Consider the following 15,803-nt stretch of genomic DNA (forward strand, 5'->3'; position numbering starts at 1 on the left):
CCCTGGAGGCAACAGAAAAAAAGTATATTAACAAATAGAAGCATCTTCTTCATGTCGTTATTTTGGGTCTGTTAAATTTTCTGTTGAAATTTTGAATAAAAATAAGAAAGGTACCCCCAATCAACTATTGAAAGGAGGTACCCATGAACCCTAAATTTCTAAAAGAAAATCTAACATTAAGTCATTTCATTATGCAAGTATTTTCTAAGATCAAGCCAAAATTAATCTCAATCCTCAAAGATAATCTTGAGAAGGCTCTCATTGAGCAGAGGGACAGAATTATCGGTAATAAACCTTACCAGAGGTTTTCTAGGATCAAACGCTGGGGGTATACTATCAGGAAGTATATTACAACTCCTCTGGGTAATATAAGTAATGTAAGGATACCCAGGATGCGAGATAAGGATAAAGAGATACGACTGTTTATAGATAGGTATGTTCATTACACAACTGATTTCATTAATGATGTTATTCTCGCTCATGCCTTAAACATGAGTACTCGTAAGATAACTGTTTGGTTTAAATCAAGGTTAAAGGATGTGGTTAGTTATGCTACCTTTTCCAGGTTCATAAAAGTTGTTGAGGAAGAGATAGATAAGATACGTAATGGTCCTCTTCCTCCTGACATTGAAGGTCTGATTCTGGATGGTATCTGGGGTCATATCAGGATAAAGAAGAAAAAGGGAGTTATACTGGTAGCTCTTGGTGTTGATAGAGAGGGTAAGATTCATCTATTGGATTGGGAATTAGCTGAGAAGGAATCATTTAATAGTTATGGAGTATTACTAAGCCGCTTAAAGAAGCGAGGACTGGAGAAAGTAAAGATAATAGTAGGAGATGGAGCTAGAGGCCTTCCAGAAGCAGGAAAATTTGTTTATCCCGGTTCTAACTTTCAATACTGCCTCTGGCATCTATCTCAGACATTGATGAAACAGGTCTCTCATCTACCACCTAAGATTAAAGATTGTTTCTATAACCAGTTTTGGGAAATTTTCGTCTAAGACTCCCTTTGGGAAATGCTTATGATCTGGATGTCCGAAGGATCTCTCTTGAGAAGTGCTATGATAGATATCTCGAGTTTTTGAAGAAATGGGGAAAGATGGTGCCATTCATAAGTCCGAAGGATCTCTTTTGAGATAAAACATTCGCTTTACATGAAGAAAATCTCTTCCATTACTATGATTTCCCTTTCGAGTATCGACATAGGTTAAGAACTGTTAATATGGCGGAAGGGTTTTTCAGACATTTACGCGAATTTCTAAGGAGATACCCCGGTTGGATTGATGAAAAACAGGTGGATAAAATCTTGCTTCTATTCCTTAAGGGAATGAATGCATATAGAGAAGTTTTTGCAAAACCATACCATAAAACAGAACTAAACAGGGGTACCTTTATCTATGTTTGCTAATTTCAACAGAATTCTATTGCATTGCCATTTTTTTCTTGACGAAGTAGGTTTTTTTTGTATATTTAAATTGAAAATAGTATCAAGATGTTGATTGAAAATTACTGGAACAATTTTCCCTACAAATCATAATAATAACCTCAGGAAAGGGGATAGCATCATGAAGCCAGTAATCCTTCGTCTCCCAGGTACTTATGGATGACGATCTTAACCATTCCTGAAATTGGTGATTGGTGAGTGGCGTTACACAAAAGCAATATTTCAAAACTAAACCATAGGGGGCAGAACCATGAAAGGTAAACTTTTTTTAGGCGTGCTGATAATCGCAGCACTGACAGCCCAAATATCCTTGGCCCAACTGAAGATAATTACAAATGGAAATGTTGGTATTGGAACAGAAAATATCTTATTACCGGCCAAGCTTCATATTAAAAATAACTATGCTGGTTACGGAAGTTTTGGAATATATGCATGTGGAATTGGATATAACGCTTACTATAATTATGGAATATATACTAATGCTATTTATGGCAATTCCGCTTATGGTATATATGCTACTGCAAGGTATGCAAGCAACAAAAATTATGCTGGATATTTCGTTGGAAATGTTTATGTCACTGGAGAATTAATAGAAGGTGGATCTGATTTTGGTATTAAAGAAGATGTGAAAGTTTTAGATTCTGTTCTTCCTAATGTAATGAAATTAAAGGCTAAAACTTTTAAATATAAAAAGGTTAAAGATATAAATTTTGCTAAAGGGAAACGATACGGCTTTATCGCTCAAGAGTTAGAAGAAGTATTCCCTGATCTTGTTGTAGAACATCAACATGTTGTTATTGATCCAGAAAAAAAGGATGAAGGTGAGCCAGAAGTAGTGACTTATAAAGTAATTAAATATTCTCAATTAATTCCTATTTTGGTGCATGCAATCCAAGAACAGCAGCAACAGATTGAGGAATTGAAAAAGGAGATGGGGAAGTAAGGTGTGTTGATTTAGGGCCTGCAATTTTTATAAGGGGTAGGGTGTGACAAAAGGTCAGTTTATAGAATTAGAGTTTGACATTGAAGATTTTCCTTAATAAGTAGAGTAGGAGGTAACCATGATGATAAAAACACTGAAATTGTTTACGCTACTACTTTTAGCACTATATTTTTATTTAAGCTGCGAACGACCAACCAATACTGAAGATGAAATAACGAAAGATAGAAAATTAGCAGAGAAATTCGAAATTCATCTTCAACATCATTTCAATGATACTCATATCTATTTTGAAATTGATGAAAAACGGGTTTTTGATGGAACAGTCACTACAAATTATATTACTAGTCTGGCAGCAATCATTGCTCCAGAAATATTGGCTGGTAGTCACCACCTACGTGTTCTTATTGACGTAACTGAAGCGGACACTACATTTACCGTGCAGGACACGCTCATTATCGGCGTCACTTATGACTCAAGTGCGGCAAAAATAAAATACAAATTTTATAAACCTCCAAATCTTCCTCAGTATGATTGATAAACCAGTCTGCAATTCTATTGTTTTCTTCTCTCCTGCTGTTTCTTATTGCACCTGGCTTCTATACGCAGCTTCTGGTCTTTTGAAGATTTTGGGGTTTAAAAAATTGTAAGTGGATTCTTTTATGCTTAATAACAAGGAACGATGCAATTGATGGGGTGCGGACAATACCTTTAAAATGCTCGAGGGATTCAATGTTATATTTAGTAAAATAAAGGACGTTAAATTGATTATAAGTAATGGGGTAATATGTCAATGAGAAAGATCACAGTTTTAGGTATAGAGAGTTTGATAAAGGATTTTCTTTGTAAGGAGAGAGAAAATAACCCTAACCAATTTTCTAGCGGTGAGGATGAGAGCACGTTTGTGTTTGTTGGTAGAGGTTTCGGTAAATTTTCTTCTGTAGTATCTACCGAAGACGGGATCAAAACGTCTTACGGAGTTAGCAGCTTCAATAAGCCAAGTTCTTCCGAAGGATCTCTTTGAGAGAGGTACTTATTGGAACTCCTAAGGAATCTGGTTTCCTCTCCCGAAAGGGATTCTTCGAATTTTTTGAAGGAAGCGGATTGATGTTCAGGCCAGACAAGCCCAGCAAGTTTAGCAATCTGGTCGTTAGAGGAGAAAGAAGAGATATCGCCAATTTCAGAGATGATACCAGCGGCATAGATTTCACCGATACCTGGGATGGAGGTAAGGGGTATTAGGGAAAGCTTTAAGTTCTTCTTTTATAGCCTTATTAACCTGTTTAAGAGATTGTTTAAGTGTTCTGATGTTGTGGATAAGTTGAGCAATAATAAAATGGTTAGAAGAAGCGAGTTCGGGTCTAATGCGGTAAGATTCTCTGGAAACAGCTTTAAGAGTTTGAGCAATTTTATGAGGGTCTGGGAATCTGTTTTTGCTGTTTTTAACCAGGAAAGATACAAGTTCTTCTGGAGTAGTAGAAGCCACATCTTCAGGGGTAAGGAATTCTTCGAAGAAGGAGAAGGATGTAGCGGAGGTAAGAGGTTTGAAAGCTTTGTTCTGGACAAGAGCTAAATGTTGGAGGAAGAGGTGATTAAGAAGGACATTGGTTTGAGAGGCGATAGTATTAACGAGATGGCAATGATATCTACAGAGTTGTCTGAGAGGCATATAGGGGTCAGCGGGGACATGTGGATGAGGCAGGGAGCGATCAAGTCTGAGATAGTCAGCGATAGAGATAGCATCATTAGAATCGTTTTTATTGACCTCTCTGGTAGATTTTCTGAAGCGATAGATTTTGTATGGAGAAAGTCGGAATACACGAATAGAGAATTGAGAGAGGGTAGAAGAAGAAGCGATGGAATTGGCGATATGCCAGTCATAGAAGGAAGTAGATTCTATACCTATCAAAGAGATCCTACGGACAAGAATCTCAGAGGCATTGAAGGAAGAGCAAAGAGAGGGAAGGGTATTTTCAATTTCATCAGCACCGGAGGGAGAGTTAGAGAAGTTTTTTGGTTTAAAGATAATTTCACCTTTAGAGTCAACGACAGCGAGAGTGAGAGATCTGGAAGAGGGATCGATACCGGCATAAAGGATCATAATACACCTCCGGAAAAAATATTAAAGATTAGGGGCTCTGGTTGTCTCCATCCAGAGCAGCCTCGCATAATGAGCAGACATCCCAAGAAAGGAGCTGCAAAATGGGGTAAGCAGTTTGGATGGAGACCAGAGCTGCAAACTTTATCAAGCGGACAAAGCCGCAAGGAGGAAAAGCATAACATCTATCAACTCCTCCTATCTAATCTCACCAGAACCCCTATATTTTTTTCGAAGAATCCCTTTTGGGACAAGTACTTTCCTGGTTCTTTCTATAAAATATCAAACATAATATACGAGGGAGGTAAAAAAATGACTTCTTTTAAAAAAAGCAAAAATTTGCGAAGGTTTGGAATATTCGCAAGGTTGATATTCATATGTCTAATTATAATTTTAAGTATTTTAAATTGTAAAAATAACGAAAGCACTATTATTTCTCCAGGTAATAGCAATTTAATTTTTAATGATACTTTAACGATTATGTATAAAGATACTTTGTTTAATTATGATGAAAATATTTGGATTACTTTTGACTCATTGATGACAGATTCTCGATGCCCTATAGGCTACTGGTGCAAATGGGAAGGAAATGCTGAACTGTTATTTATTTTTAAAATAATAGAAAAAATTGGATTTACATTAAATACACATTATAGTTTTAGAAAAGATACAACAATTAATAATTACACCATATCATTAATAAATGTATTACCATATCCACATAAGGATAGTTTGTACACTGCAAGTGATTATTCGGCAGAGATAATTATTTATAAATAATACCCAATTAACGGATAAGAGCTCATTTGATACTTAATTCTCATAATTTAAAAAATATAATTTTCCAGCTTAAAGACTGCTTATCCGTTAATTTGGGATATCTAAAAAAACGGACAAATTCAGAATTGTAATATTTTACCATTATTCTAAGAAAGGAGCTAGACATATGTACTCTCTAAAAATTATAAAATTGTATCCAATTCCTTTTGTGCCCAATAGGTATTATGTAGCAACGAAGATAAAAATTGCTTTTTTATTAATTATTTTCTCTATTTTTTTGCTTGCCAGTTGTTCCAGTCCCTCTGAGACTAATGAGAAAAAAAAGGACCTAATAATTGGTAGTTGGGAATGGTGCTATAGTAAGCTCTATTGGCCTTCAGATTCAATTTTTTCTCCCGAATCGGTGGGTTATACTGAGAAAAGAGTTTTCTTAGAAGAGAAGATTGTAAAGATTTTTCGGAATGATTCATTAATATATATGTATCCTTATGAAGTTCAGTATTTTCAAATTGATAGCAATGAAGCTGAAGGCCAGCTAACTATTGATGATTGGACAACAGCTTTCTTCCATGTAAATAGCGATACTCTTATCATTAGTACATCTCATGTAGACGGTCCAATTGAATATTTTTATCGAGTAGAATAGAATTAATTAAAGACTACTTTTTTAGAAATTCATAACTAATATGATTAGAGGAGGAATAGAAAATGTTTCTAAAAAACTTTATCACAATAGTTATACTTATTTTTCCGACTCTGATAAATCAACGAGTATTGGCTCAAGAAGAATGGGTTTGTGAAACTGTTGCACCTGATGTGGATATTTTGACTAAACTTGGAATCACATCATATCAACCAACAATTGATAGTGTTACGATCAATATTTATGTACATGTTATTTTTCGTTCTGACAGCACCGGAGGATTAACTGATCAGCAAATAGAAAATTCATTATGTGTAATGAAAGGGGATTTTATGGTAGGTAACATCTATTTTTATAAAATGTGACAAGATTCGATCTTTAATGATAGGTATTACAACTTTACTAATGAATTGTTTGACAATCTTATCCAAGAGAATGCTCATTCTAATGCAATAGATATTTACTTTTTAAGAAGCGGTATATCTTACGGTAGAGCTTCAGGAATTCCTGGTCTGGCATTGGTTATTGGGGGGAATTATGCAGGAACATCAGTTTTGTCTCACGAAATGGGACATTGTTTAGGTTTGTATCATACTCATAGCGGTCGAGGATGCGGAGATTTTGCTAATTGTGCTGAAGAAATCGATGGGTCTAATTGCGATATTTGTGGTGACCTAGTTTGTGATACCCCTGCTGACCCATGTTTATCTGGTAATGTTAATGCTTCCTGTCAATATACAGGGCCATCTCAATTTAATCCAGATGTTGGAAATATAATGTCATATACACCTCCCTATTGTATGACACATTTTACTAATGAACAATTCGATCGGGCATTCACAATCGTCGAAAACGATCCAATGCTAAGTTCACTTATTACTATGATACAAATAATTTCAGATTCCATTATTTGTGATGAAGTATGGGCTACAGATGTATTAGTTGTTGGCAATGTAACTGTAAATTCAGGTATTACTTTAACCATTTTACCTGACATTGTAGTCAATTTTAATCCCACAATAAAACTTACTGTCAATGGTGTGCTTAACGCAAAAGGTACTTCTTTAAATCCTATCATTTTTAAACCTGATTCAGTTAAATGGTATGGTATTGTATTCGAGAACGGAAGCAGTGGATATTTACAATGCTGCGAAATCAAAAACAGTAAAAACATGATCATTATCAAAAGTGGTGCTGATGTTAAAATGTGCGATGATAATGAAATAACCTTACAGCCTGGTTTTACAGTTGAATTAGGTGGTAAATTCTATGCATACGTTGATCCGTCACTCGGGGATGGATTAGCAAAGTTCGCCTCATATCCCAATAAAAGTAATGGTAATGAAGAAACAAATAAGGACAGTGCCCAAACTTTTCAAAATAATCTACCGGCATACTATATCCTATCTAAAAATTATCCAAATCCATTTAATTCAACTACTACTTTAAAATATACGTTGAAAGAGAAAACAAAAGTTACCATAAAGATTTATGATATTTTAGGCAAAGAAATAATAACTATTGTAAATGAAACTCAACCAGCAGGATATCAATCGGTTACTTGGAATGGTACCGATAGTTACGGTAATCCTGTTCCGAGTGGTATCTATATCTACAGAATGGTTGCTGGTAACTTTACCAAATCATATAAAATGGTTTTAATAAAATGAGTAGATTTTTATTATTTGTTTGAATCGGAATGACTCTAACTATCGATTACAATTAACCTAGGAAGATGTTATTTAATTGGTAGTTTTACCAGTTTGCTTAGGATTTTCGAGATGTTTAAAAATTGGTTAGGTATAAGTCTGGTCATAGATAAAGATATTATTATGGATTATAGGAATGAGTAAATATTGCAAATATGTTTATTAAGGTGTTCTAATTTTAATTTTCAATAAATATGAGGAGGTTACGATGTTTAAGAAAATTATTCTTTGTTTTGCATTTTTCTTCTCTTCGTTTGCTTTAGCACAAATTACAATTAATAGTTCCGGTCATGCAACTTTTGGTGGAAATGTAACTGTTAACGGGTTTGCTGCAATAGGCACTTCTCCTTCCTTATCATATCGACTACGTATCAATAATTATAATGGAGCTAGCTCTATTGCGGGTCTATATGTCCTTAGTGTTGGAGAATCGGGAACGATTGTAAATCGAGGAGTATATGGTAAAGCTACTTGCTCTAATGGATATATTAATTATGGAATATACGGCTATGCGTCGGGAGGTGCAATTAATTGGGCTGGTTATTTTGCAGGAAATGTCTATACCACCGGTTCTTATCAATCCTCTGATGAGCGAATGAAGAAAAATATAAAACCACTGAATAAGAAAGAAATACTTTCTAAGATTGAACAATTAAAACCTGTACGTTTTCAGTTTTTGAGTGAATCGGAACTACGTGAAAAAGGTCTCCCGGCTTTAAATGCAAAAAGAGGATATCATATGGGGCTCATAGCCCATGAAGTGGAAAAGATATTTCCTGAAGTTGTGATTGACGTTCCACAACCCATCGAAGATGAGAATGGAGAGGTAAATGAAGAGTCGGAAATTGTAAATACCAAAGCAATTAATTACCAGGAATTAACGGTAGCCTTATTGGCTGCATTACAAGAATTGCAGAAAAGGATTGAAAAGCTGGAAAAACAAATGTCAACGGGAGGTAATTACTAAAACTGTTTTGTAATACTAAGGAAGTTCATGTACGAAAATTCTTATAATTCTTTTATATCGGGATGTTCAGGCACATTATGGTACGGACCAAATTTAAGGTTAATTGGGGAGGATAATGGATTTTTGCCGAATAATTTATCGACTATTATTCGTAGAATCCCTATTCGGGAGAGGAGACATAAATGCGATACTTTGGGATATTTTATAATCTTTCAGGATATTTACCGGGGTTTTAAATTTTTTATATGAATTTTTTCTCAGGAAATCGAAATATAATTGGTAGGATGAAGCTTTAACAAGGAAATCTTTTACTGAGCTGAATGATTCTATGCAGTAGAATTCGTCTTCGATTAATCTGTGAGAGGATTCTACATCGACATTAGTATTGGGGTAATATGTCCGTAGGATCCCTAATCGGGAGAGATCTGTATTACCTCTAAAGGTTTTAATCTTATTTCCTTTAGAAATCGTATAATGTTATTCTGTCTTTTAGGTTGTTATTTGCTATGATACTATCCGTAGGATCCCTAATCGGGATAGGTTATGTCTTTTCTACTTATCTTTGATTCTCTTTCCAAAAATCTCACAGAGCATAGCCTTTCCTCGGGCTATGCTCTCATCACTCATTACCCTTAATTTAATCAATCCTATTGTACCACCATGTGCATGAACTTTCCCATTTGCTCTAAATTTTGGCTTGTAAAAATATTGAATAGTATTTAAAATTGTGGGCTAAATAAGGAGTGTGTTATGGCGAGGTTAACAGTAGATGATATTAGTGTAAAAGACAAGAGAGTTTTGGTCAGAGTTGACTTTAATGTACCACTTGATGAAAAACAAAATATAACTGATGATTACCGTATCAGAGCTGCTTTGCCCACAATTAAAAAGCTGATTAGTGACGGTGGAAAAGTAATTTTAATGTCTCATCTTGGTAGACCTAAAGGAGAAAGAAAACCTGAATTGAGCTTAAAACCAGTTGCAAAAAGATTGCAGGAATTGTTACAGGGAACAAAAGTTTATTTTGTCGAAGATTGCATTGGTGATGAAGTTAAAAAGGCTGTAGATACTCTTAAACCTGGTGAGGTTTTACTATTAGAAAATGTGAGGTTTTACAAAGGGGAAGAGAAGAATGATCCAGAGTTTGCAAAAAAACTTGCTGAACTGGGTGATGTCTATGTAAATGATGCTTTTGCTACTGCTCATAGAGCTCATGCTTCTACAGCGGGTGTTGCAGAGTTGTTGGAAGTAAAAGCCGCAGGTTACTTACTGGAAAAAGAGTTAAAATATCTAAAAGATTATCTTGAAAATCCTGAGCAACCATACACAGCCATACTCGGTGGCGCAAAGGTATCAGGTAAGATAGAGATAATTGAAAGACTTATTGGAAAGGTAAAGTATTTATTGATCGGCGGTGGAATGAGCTATACATTTTTAAAAGCATTGGGATATGAAATTGGAAAATCACTTCTTGAAGAGGATAAAATTGATTTAGCAAAAAGCACAATGGAAAAAGCTAAGAACTTAGGATGTGAATTGATATTACCGACGGATGTAGTTGTAGTTTCTGAAATGTCTTCGGATGCTGATATCGAAGTTATTAATTTTAAAAATATTCCTTCTGATAAAATGGGTGTAGATATTGGTCCAGAGACAGTTGCTACTTTTAATGAGATTATTGAAAAGAGTAAAACTATTCTTTGGAATGGTCCATTGGGCGTATTCGAAATTGAAAAATTCTCTACAGGTACAGAATCGGTAGCAAGGAAGGTTGCTGAGGTTACAGAAAAGGGAGTAATTACAATTCTTGGTGGGGGAGATACTGCTTCTGCAGTTAAAAAATTTGGACTTGCTGATAAATTCACGCATGTTTCAACAGGTGGTGGAGCATCACTTGAGTTATTAGCTGGAGAGGAGTTAATTCCAATCAAATTATTAGAAAGGGAATGAGACATGAGGAATATAATTGTTGCCGGGAACTGGAAAATGAATAAAACAATAGATGAATCTGTCGATTTTGTCAAAACTTTACAGGAGAAAATTTCCACGCAGATTAAACCTGAAGTGCTCATTTTTCCGCCATTCACTTCCCTATATGCTGTTAATGTGAACATTGACAAGAATAAAATAAAACATGGAGCCCAGAACATGCATTTTGAAAAATCTGGAGCTTTTACAGGTGAAATCTCTGCAGATATGATTAAATCTTGTGGTTGTGAGTATGTTATATTAGGTCATTCAGAAAGAAGACATATTTTTATGGAATCTGATGGAATTATTTCCAAAAAAGTTGCTACTGCTCTTGAAAATGGGTTAAAGCCAGTTATTTGTATAGGAGAGAAGCTTGAAGAGAGGCAGGCAGGTAAGACTGAAGAAGTGTTAAAAAGACAATTTGAATCCGCCTTTTCAAATGTTTCTGATGAGCAGGTAAAGGACTGTATAATTGCTTATGAGCCTGTTTGGGCAATTGGCACTGGTATAAATGCCACCCCTGAGCAGGCATCTGATGCCCATATTTTTGTAAGATCATTATTAAAAGAAAATTATACTGATGAAGTCGCTGAATCAACACCGATACTATATGGCGGCAGTGTGAAACCTGAAAATTGTAGGGAACTTTTTGAAAAAGATGATGTAGATGGTTTTTTGATAGGTGGTGCTAGTTTGAAAATCGATTCATTTTTAAGTATAATTTTAACAGTAAATGAAATGATATCTTGAGGTAGGTATGTATACATTTTTAATAATTTTACACGTTCTTATTTGTATACTATTGGTAATCTCAGTGTTAATGCAAGCAAGTAAGGGTGGTGGTCTTTCAGGAACTTTTGGTGGTCTGGGTTCAAGTGCAATTTTTGGAGGTAGAGAGGCAGCAACGTTCCTATCAAAGGTTACGACAAGTTTAACAGTTGCATTTTTTATTGTAACGATAATTATTGCACTACTTTCCGCTCCCAGGGGTCAAGCCGAGAGTATAATAAAAAAACAGGCTGAGAAAGGAGCTATCCCAAGTGCTACTCTTCCTGTTCCAGAGGGTAGTTTACCACAGGTGCAAACACCAATACAGGATAATGAGAAGTAATAAATTATATAACAAAATTTGCCGAAGTGGTGGAACTGGTAGACACGCACGTTTGAGGGGCGTGTGGGGAAACCCGTGCGGGTTCGAGTCCCGCCTTCGGCACAAAGTATTTAAATTAAAGGGGAAAGATATGATTTCTAGGAGTTTTAAATTTTTAATAATTATATCTTTTATTTTAATGATTACAAATTTATTTGCTCAGGTATCTTCTGACCCGTTGATGGAAGCATATGATCTTTATAAAGCGGGGAAATATGCAGAGTCTCTTGAAAAATGTCGGGCGTTAATTAAATTAGAGCCAGATTATCCTGCAGCTATCTTTCTTTTAAGTAAGATATATTTTAATCTGGGAGAATTGGATAGTGCCAGAAATTATATAGATAAAGCAATCTCCCTAGATCCGGCAAATCAGGAATTCCGTAAGGAAAGAGAGAATATGTCAAATTTTATTTCAAAACTTGCAGAAGCATCCAGGTTATATAATAATGCCAAATATGAGGAAGCAGAGAAAATTTATTTAGAGATAATAAAGTTAAATCCAAATTTTGCTGATTCATATTATTTACTGGCAAGAGTTTATGTTAAACTTGGTAAGTATAAGGAAGCAAAAGTCTACTTTACGAAAGCTCTTGAGCTCAAGCCTGACGAAAAAAAATATCTTGATAACTACAATGCAATAGTAAAGCAATTACTATACGAAGGTAATCAGCTGCAAAAAAGTAGGGATTACAGAGGTGCGATAGAGAAGTTTAAAAATGCAATTAGTCTAAAACCTGACGATTATCTTGCATATTATTTAACCAGTGTCGTTTATTTGTTAATAAAAGATTATGACTCCACCTTTAAATACATCCATAAAGCAATTGAGCTAAACAAAGAGTATCCAAAGGCTTACTTGGTAAAAGGTAAAGCACATTATTATAAAGGTGAGTATCAAAAAGCAATAGAGTCTTTTAAAATGGCTTTGGAAATCGATCCGGAATATGTGGATGCATTAAAAAATCTGGGAATTGTATATTATAAAATGAGGAATTTAGATGAAGCATTGAAATATTATTTTGAAGCATTAAAACATGAAAAAAATGATGCAAATATATATGAGAATATTGGAGCTATACTAAATGAACAGAAGAAGTATGAAGAATCAATAAAATATTTAAAAAAAGCTGTTGAACTTGATCCAAGAGATAATGGTAGCTGGCTTAGATTAGCTCAGGCTTACAATTTCTTAGGCTTACCTGAGAAAGCAAAGGAAACTGTAAATAGAGCTTTACAGATAAAACCACGATGGGCTCCAGCACTAATCGAGCTTGGATTAGCGGAGAAGGCGCTAGGGAATAAAAGCGCAGCAAAGCAGGCATTTCTGATGGCTGCAAGAGATCCAAGATACAAAAAATACGCCGAGTACGAACTGCAAAGGCTGAAGTGATTAAACTAACTTTTGAATAAAATTATTACTAGGAGGGGCGATTAAATTCGTCCCTTTTTCATTTAAGAATATAATTTTTAATAGTTTTTATTAAATTAAATGTATGATAAAAGCTGTGATTTTCGATCTGGATAATACTTTAATAGATTTTATGAAAATGAAGGAGGCAAGTATATCTGCAGCTATTGATGCAATGCTTGATGCAGGGCTAGATAGGTCTCCAGATAAAATTAGAGAAGGTATAAATAAAATATATAATGAAAAAGGCATTGAATATCAATACGTTTTTGATGATTACTTAAAGAATGAGTTAGGAAAGATTAATTATAAGATTTTAGCTTCGGCTATAGTTGCATATAGGAAGGCAAAAGAGGGAAATCTTCAGACCTACCCCCATGTTCATAATACATTGATAAGTTTAATAAAAATGGGGATTCGACTGGCAGTTGTTTCCGATGCTCCAAGAAGGGAAGCTTGGTTGAGAATTTGTTCTTGTAACCTCCAGAATTATTTTGATGTCGTTATGACATTTGAGGATACCAACTTAAGAAAACCTAACCCAAAGCCATTTCAGCTAACATTGGAAAGATTAGAGATAAAGCCTGAAGAGGCTATCATGGTTGGTGATTGGGTTGAAAGGGATTTGATTGGAGCAAAAAAGGTTGGAATGAAAACAGTATTTGCCCGTTATGGTGATACTTTTGGGACAGCATTTTCAGGAGCAGATTATGAAATCGATTATGTAGATGAAATAATAGAAATTGTAAAAAAAGAAAACGGATATCGATGAAAATAGGCATTGATATAATTAAAATAGATAGAATAGATAGACTGATCCAGAATTATGGGAATAAATTTTTAGATAAGTACTTTGATAAGGAAGAAATTAGATATTGTAAAAGTAAGGTTGTTCCACTTCAGCATTTTGCTGGAAAATTTGCAGCTAAAGAAGCAGTCAAAAAGGCACTTCTTTCCACCAATCCAACTTTAATTGTTCCCCTGAGCGATATTGTAATAAGGAATAATTCATTGGGGAAACCATATGTGAGATTACGTGGTAACGTTGGTGAAATTTGTAAGAACTATATTATTGAGGTCTCAATATCCCATGAAAAAAACGACTATGCTATAGCAATAGCTCTGGTGGCGATATGAGAGAGTATGTTTTAAGTAATGAAGAAGCAAAAATTGTAGACAGTTTTACTATAGAAAAACTTGGTATTTCCGGGAAAAAGTTAATGAATAGAGCTGGTAAGGCGGTTGCCACAAAGGTAAAGGAAATATTAAAGGATATTCCTGGAAGTAGAGTGGACATCTTTTGTGGTACCGGAAATAACGGAGGAGATGGGTTCGTATGTGGACTGAATCTATATGATTGGGGAGCTATTGTATATATCTGGGTTGTTGGAAATAAAGAAAAAATAAAAGGCGATGCAAAGTATTACTTTGACAAATGTTTAGAAAGTGGATTAAATATAAACTATATAGAAAAAGTCGAAGATGTTGGGAAAATTCATAATATAATCGAGACGGATTTAATAGTAGATGCTATTTTCGGAACTGGATTTAAAGGTAACGTTAAGCCTCCGATTGACAGAATTATTGAGATTATTAATAATTCCACTAGACCGGTTATATCTGTTGATATACCATCAGGTGTTAATGGTGATTCAGGTATAGTTCATGATATAGCTGTGAAAGCGAATGCAACTGTCACTATGGGATTTTTAAAAAGGGGTTTGCTACTTTATCCAGGCAAAAGGTATGCAGGTGAAGTAACTGTAGCGGATATAGGTTACAATGAGCAATCATTTAATGTTCTAAAAAATAAAACTTATCTTATACACAAAGAAGAGATTGTTGATTTAATCCCACCGCTATATTGGGATACATATAAGCACAGACAGGGGAAAGTGCTGGTATTTGCTGGATCTGTTGGAATGACTGGTGCTGCTGTATTAACCTGTGAAGCTGCGATGAGGACTGGTGCAGGTCTTGTTGTACTATCTATCCCTAAATCATTGAATGATATAGTCGAAATAAAGTTAACTGAGGTATTGAGTATGCCAGTAAATGAATCTGAGAAACAAACTTTTACTGTAGATTCACTTACAGATAATGTTAGGGAGAGGATAAAGTGGAGCGATGTTATTGTATTTGGCCCAGGAGTATCTTACTGTGAACATGTGATTGTTTTTGGAGAAAACTTGTTAAAAAGTGTTAATAAACCTGTTGTTATTGATGCTGATGGGCTAAAAATTTTCAAGAATAATACTGAGTTAATCAAGAAAGTAAAAGAAATAGTGTTGACACCTCATTATGGGGAATTTTCATTGATTACAGGTATTCCCTTAGATGAAATAAAAATGAATGTTGTTGATATAGGCAGAGAATTTGCAATATCAAATGGGTGTGTATTAGTATTGAAGGGAGCACCGACGCTTGTATTTAATCAGGAGGGTGATGTCGTGTTTAATTCAACAGGTAATCCCGGGCTTGCAACAGGTGGTACAGGTGATGTACTGACTGGAATGATAGCTTCTTTAATCGCTCAAGGAATGAGTGTATGGGATGCAGCTATTTCTGCTGTTTTTATACATGGATATACAGCTGATATTATTGCGATGGAATCAAGCATGAGAGGCTTGGTGGCGGGTGATATTATAAAGAAGTTACCAGTTATACTCAAAGAGTTTGAAAGAGTTGAATAA

Annotated in this window: 19 protein-coding genes and 1 tRNA gene; 18 read left to right on the forward strand and 2 right to left on the reverse strand. The window is 34.9% G+C overall.

The window, feature by feature from the left end; all coding sequences use genetic code 11:
- Positions 1–143: 143 nt before the first annotated feature.
- The 5 genes from H0Z29_09685 to H0Z29_09705 all read left to right on the forward strand — a co-directional run bounded on the left by H0Z29_09685 (position 144) and on the right by H0Z29_09705 (position 3,408).
- Positions 144–1,001, forward strand: a complete 858-nt coding sequence (locus H0Z29_09685; protein MBO8131767.1) for a transposase — start codon at positions 144–146, stop codon at positions 999–1,001.
- 221 nt (positions 1,002–1,222) lie between these two features.
- Positions 1,223–1,408 (forward strand): hypothetical protein, encoded by a 186-nt coding sequence (locus H0Z29_09690; GenBank protein MBO8131768.1) that lies wholly within the window; start codon positions 1,223–1,225, stop codon positions 1,406–1,408.
- A gap of 286 nt (positions 1,409–1,694) precedes the next feature.
- Positions 1,695–2,387, forward strand: a complete 693-nt coding sequence (locus H0Z29_09695; protein MBO8131769.1) for a tail fiber domain-containing protein — start codon at positions 1,695–1,697, stop codon at positions 2,385–2,387.
- Positions 2,388–2,505: 118 nt separating this feature from the next.
- On the forward strand, positions 2,506–2,922 hold the full coding sequence (locus H0Z29_09700) for a hypothetical protein (GenBank protein MBO8131770.1): 417 nt from the start codon (positions 2,506–2,508) through the stop codon (positions 2,920–2,922).
- A gap of 255 nt (positions 2,923–3,177) precedes the next feature.
- Positions 3,178–3,408 carry a hypothetical protein gene (locus tag H0Z29_09705; GenBank protein ID MBO8131771.1) on the forward strand — a complete coding sequence of 77 codons (231 nt, stop codon included), beginning with the start codon at positions 3,178–3,180 and terminating at the stop codon, positions 3,406–3,408.
- Here the strand turns inward: H0Z29_09705 and H0Z29_09710 are convergent.
- Together H0Z29_09710 and H0Z29_09715 are read right to left on the reverse strand one after the other, a co-directional pair.
- A complete protein-coding gene (locus H0Z29_09710) occupies positions 3,357–3,623 on the reverse strand; it encodes an IS110 family transposase (GenBank protein MBO8131772.1) in 267 nt (88 codons plus the stop codon). The two genes, H0Z29_09705 and H0Z29_09710, sit on opposite strands and share 52 nt — an antisense overlap.
- Positions 3,592–4,485: a transposase gene (locus tag H0Z29_09715; protein MBO8131773.1), complete on the reverse strand. Its 894-nt coding sequence runs from the start codon at positions 4,483–4,485 to the stop codon at positions 3,592–3,594. Before H0Z29_09715 ends, H0Z29_09710 begins: the two co-directional genes overlap by 32 nt.
- A gap of 309 nt (positions 4,486–4,794) precedes the next feature.
- Here H0Z29_09715 and H0Z29_09720 point away from each other — a divergent pair, with 309 nt between their 5' ends.
- The 13 genes from H0Z29_09720 to H0Z29_09780 all read left to right on the forward strand — a co-directional run bounded on the left by H0Z29_09720 (position 4,795) and on the right by H0Z29_09780 (position 15,803).
- A complete protein-coding gene (locus H0Z29_09720) occupies positions 4,795–5,262 on the forward strand; it encodes a hypothetical protein (GenBank protein MBO8131774.1) in 468 nt (155 codons plus the stop codon).
- Between the two features lie 166 nt (positions 5,263–5,428).
- Complete coding sequence (locus H0Z29_09725; protein ID MBO8131775.1) at positions 5,429–5,908, forward strand: hypothetical protein; 480 nt, start codon at positions 5,429–5,431, stop codon at positions 5,906–5,908.
- Between the two features lie 62 nt (positions 5,909–5,970).
- Positions 5,971–6,270, forward strand: a complete 300-nt coding sequence (locus H0Z29_09730; protein MBO8131776.1) for a hypothetical protein — start codon at positions 5,971–5,973, stop codon at positions 6,268–6,270.
- Positions 6,271–6,315: 45 nt separating this feature from the next.
- Positions 6,316–7,575, forward strand: coding sequence for a T9SS type A sorting domain-containing protein (locus tag H0Z29_09735; GenBank protein ID MBO8131777.1), 1,260 nt, complete (start codon positions 6,316–6,318; stop codon positions 7,573–7,575).
- 247 nt (positions 7,576–7,822) lie between these two features.
- A complete protein-coding gene (locus H0Z29_09740) occupies positions 7,823–8,581 on the forward strand; it encodes a tail fiber domain-containing protein (GenBank protein ID MBO8131778.1) in 759 nt (252 codons plus the stop codon).
- A gap of 750 nt (positions 8,582–9,331) precedes the next feature.
- Entirely contained in the window at positions 9,332–10,531 is a 1,200-nt protein-coding gene (locus H0Z29_09745) for a phosphoglycerate kinase (protein MBO8131779.1), read from the forward strand.
- A gap of 3 nt (positions 10,532–10,534) precedes the next feature.
- Complete coding sequence (locus tag H0Z29_09750; GenBank protein MBO8131780.1) at positions 10,535–11,302, forward strand: triose-phosphate isomerase; 768 nt, start codon at positions 10,535–10,537, stop codon at positions 11,300–11,302.
- A gap of 7 nt (positions 11,303–11,309) precedes the next feature.
- Positions 11,310–11,663, forward strand: a complete 354-nt coding sequence (gene secG / locus H0Z29_09755) for a preprotein translocase subunit SecG (GenBank protein MBO8131781.1) — start codon at positions 11,310–11,312, stop codon at positions 11,661–11,663.
- 20 nt (positions 11,664–11,683) lie between these two features.
- Positions 11,684–11,765, forward strand: a tRNA-Leu gene (locus tag H0Z29_09760).
- Between the two features lie 28 nt (positions 11,766–11,793).
- Positions 11,794–13,092 (forward strand): tetratricopeptide repeat protein, encoded by a 1,299-nt coding sequence (locus H0Z29_09765; GenBank protein ID MBO8131782.1) that lies wholly within the window; start codon positions 11,794–11,796, stop codon positions 13,090–13,092.
- A gap of 103 nt (positions 13,093–13,195) precedes the next feature.
- Positions 13,196–13,882 (forward strand): TIGR02253 family HAD-type hydrolase, encoded by a 687-nt coding sequence (locus H0Z29_09770; GenBank protein ID MBO8131783.1) that lies wholly within the window; start codon positions 13,196–13,198, stop codon positions 13,880–13,882.
- Positions 13,879–14,247, forward strand: a complete 369-nt coding sequence (gene acpS / locus H0Z29_09775; protein ID MBO8131784.1) for a holo-ACP synthase — start codon at positions 13,879–13,881, stop codon at positions 14,245–14,247. Before H0Z29_09770 ends, acpS begins: the two co-directional genes overlap by 4 nt.
- Entirely contained in the window at positions 14,244–15,803 is a 1,560-nt protein-coding gene (locus H0Z29_09780; GenBank protein ID MBO8131785.1) for an NAD(P)H-hydrate dehydratase, read from the forward strand. Before acpS ends, H0Z29_09780 begins: the two co-directional genes overlap by 4 nt.

This window comes from Candidatus Neomarinimicrobiota bacterium (assembly GCA_017656425.1).
Taxonomy (GTDB): Bacteria; Fidelibacterota; UBA2242; order UBA2242; family B5-G15; genus JACDNV01.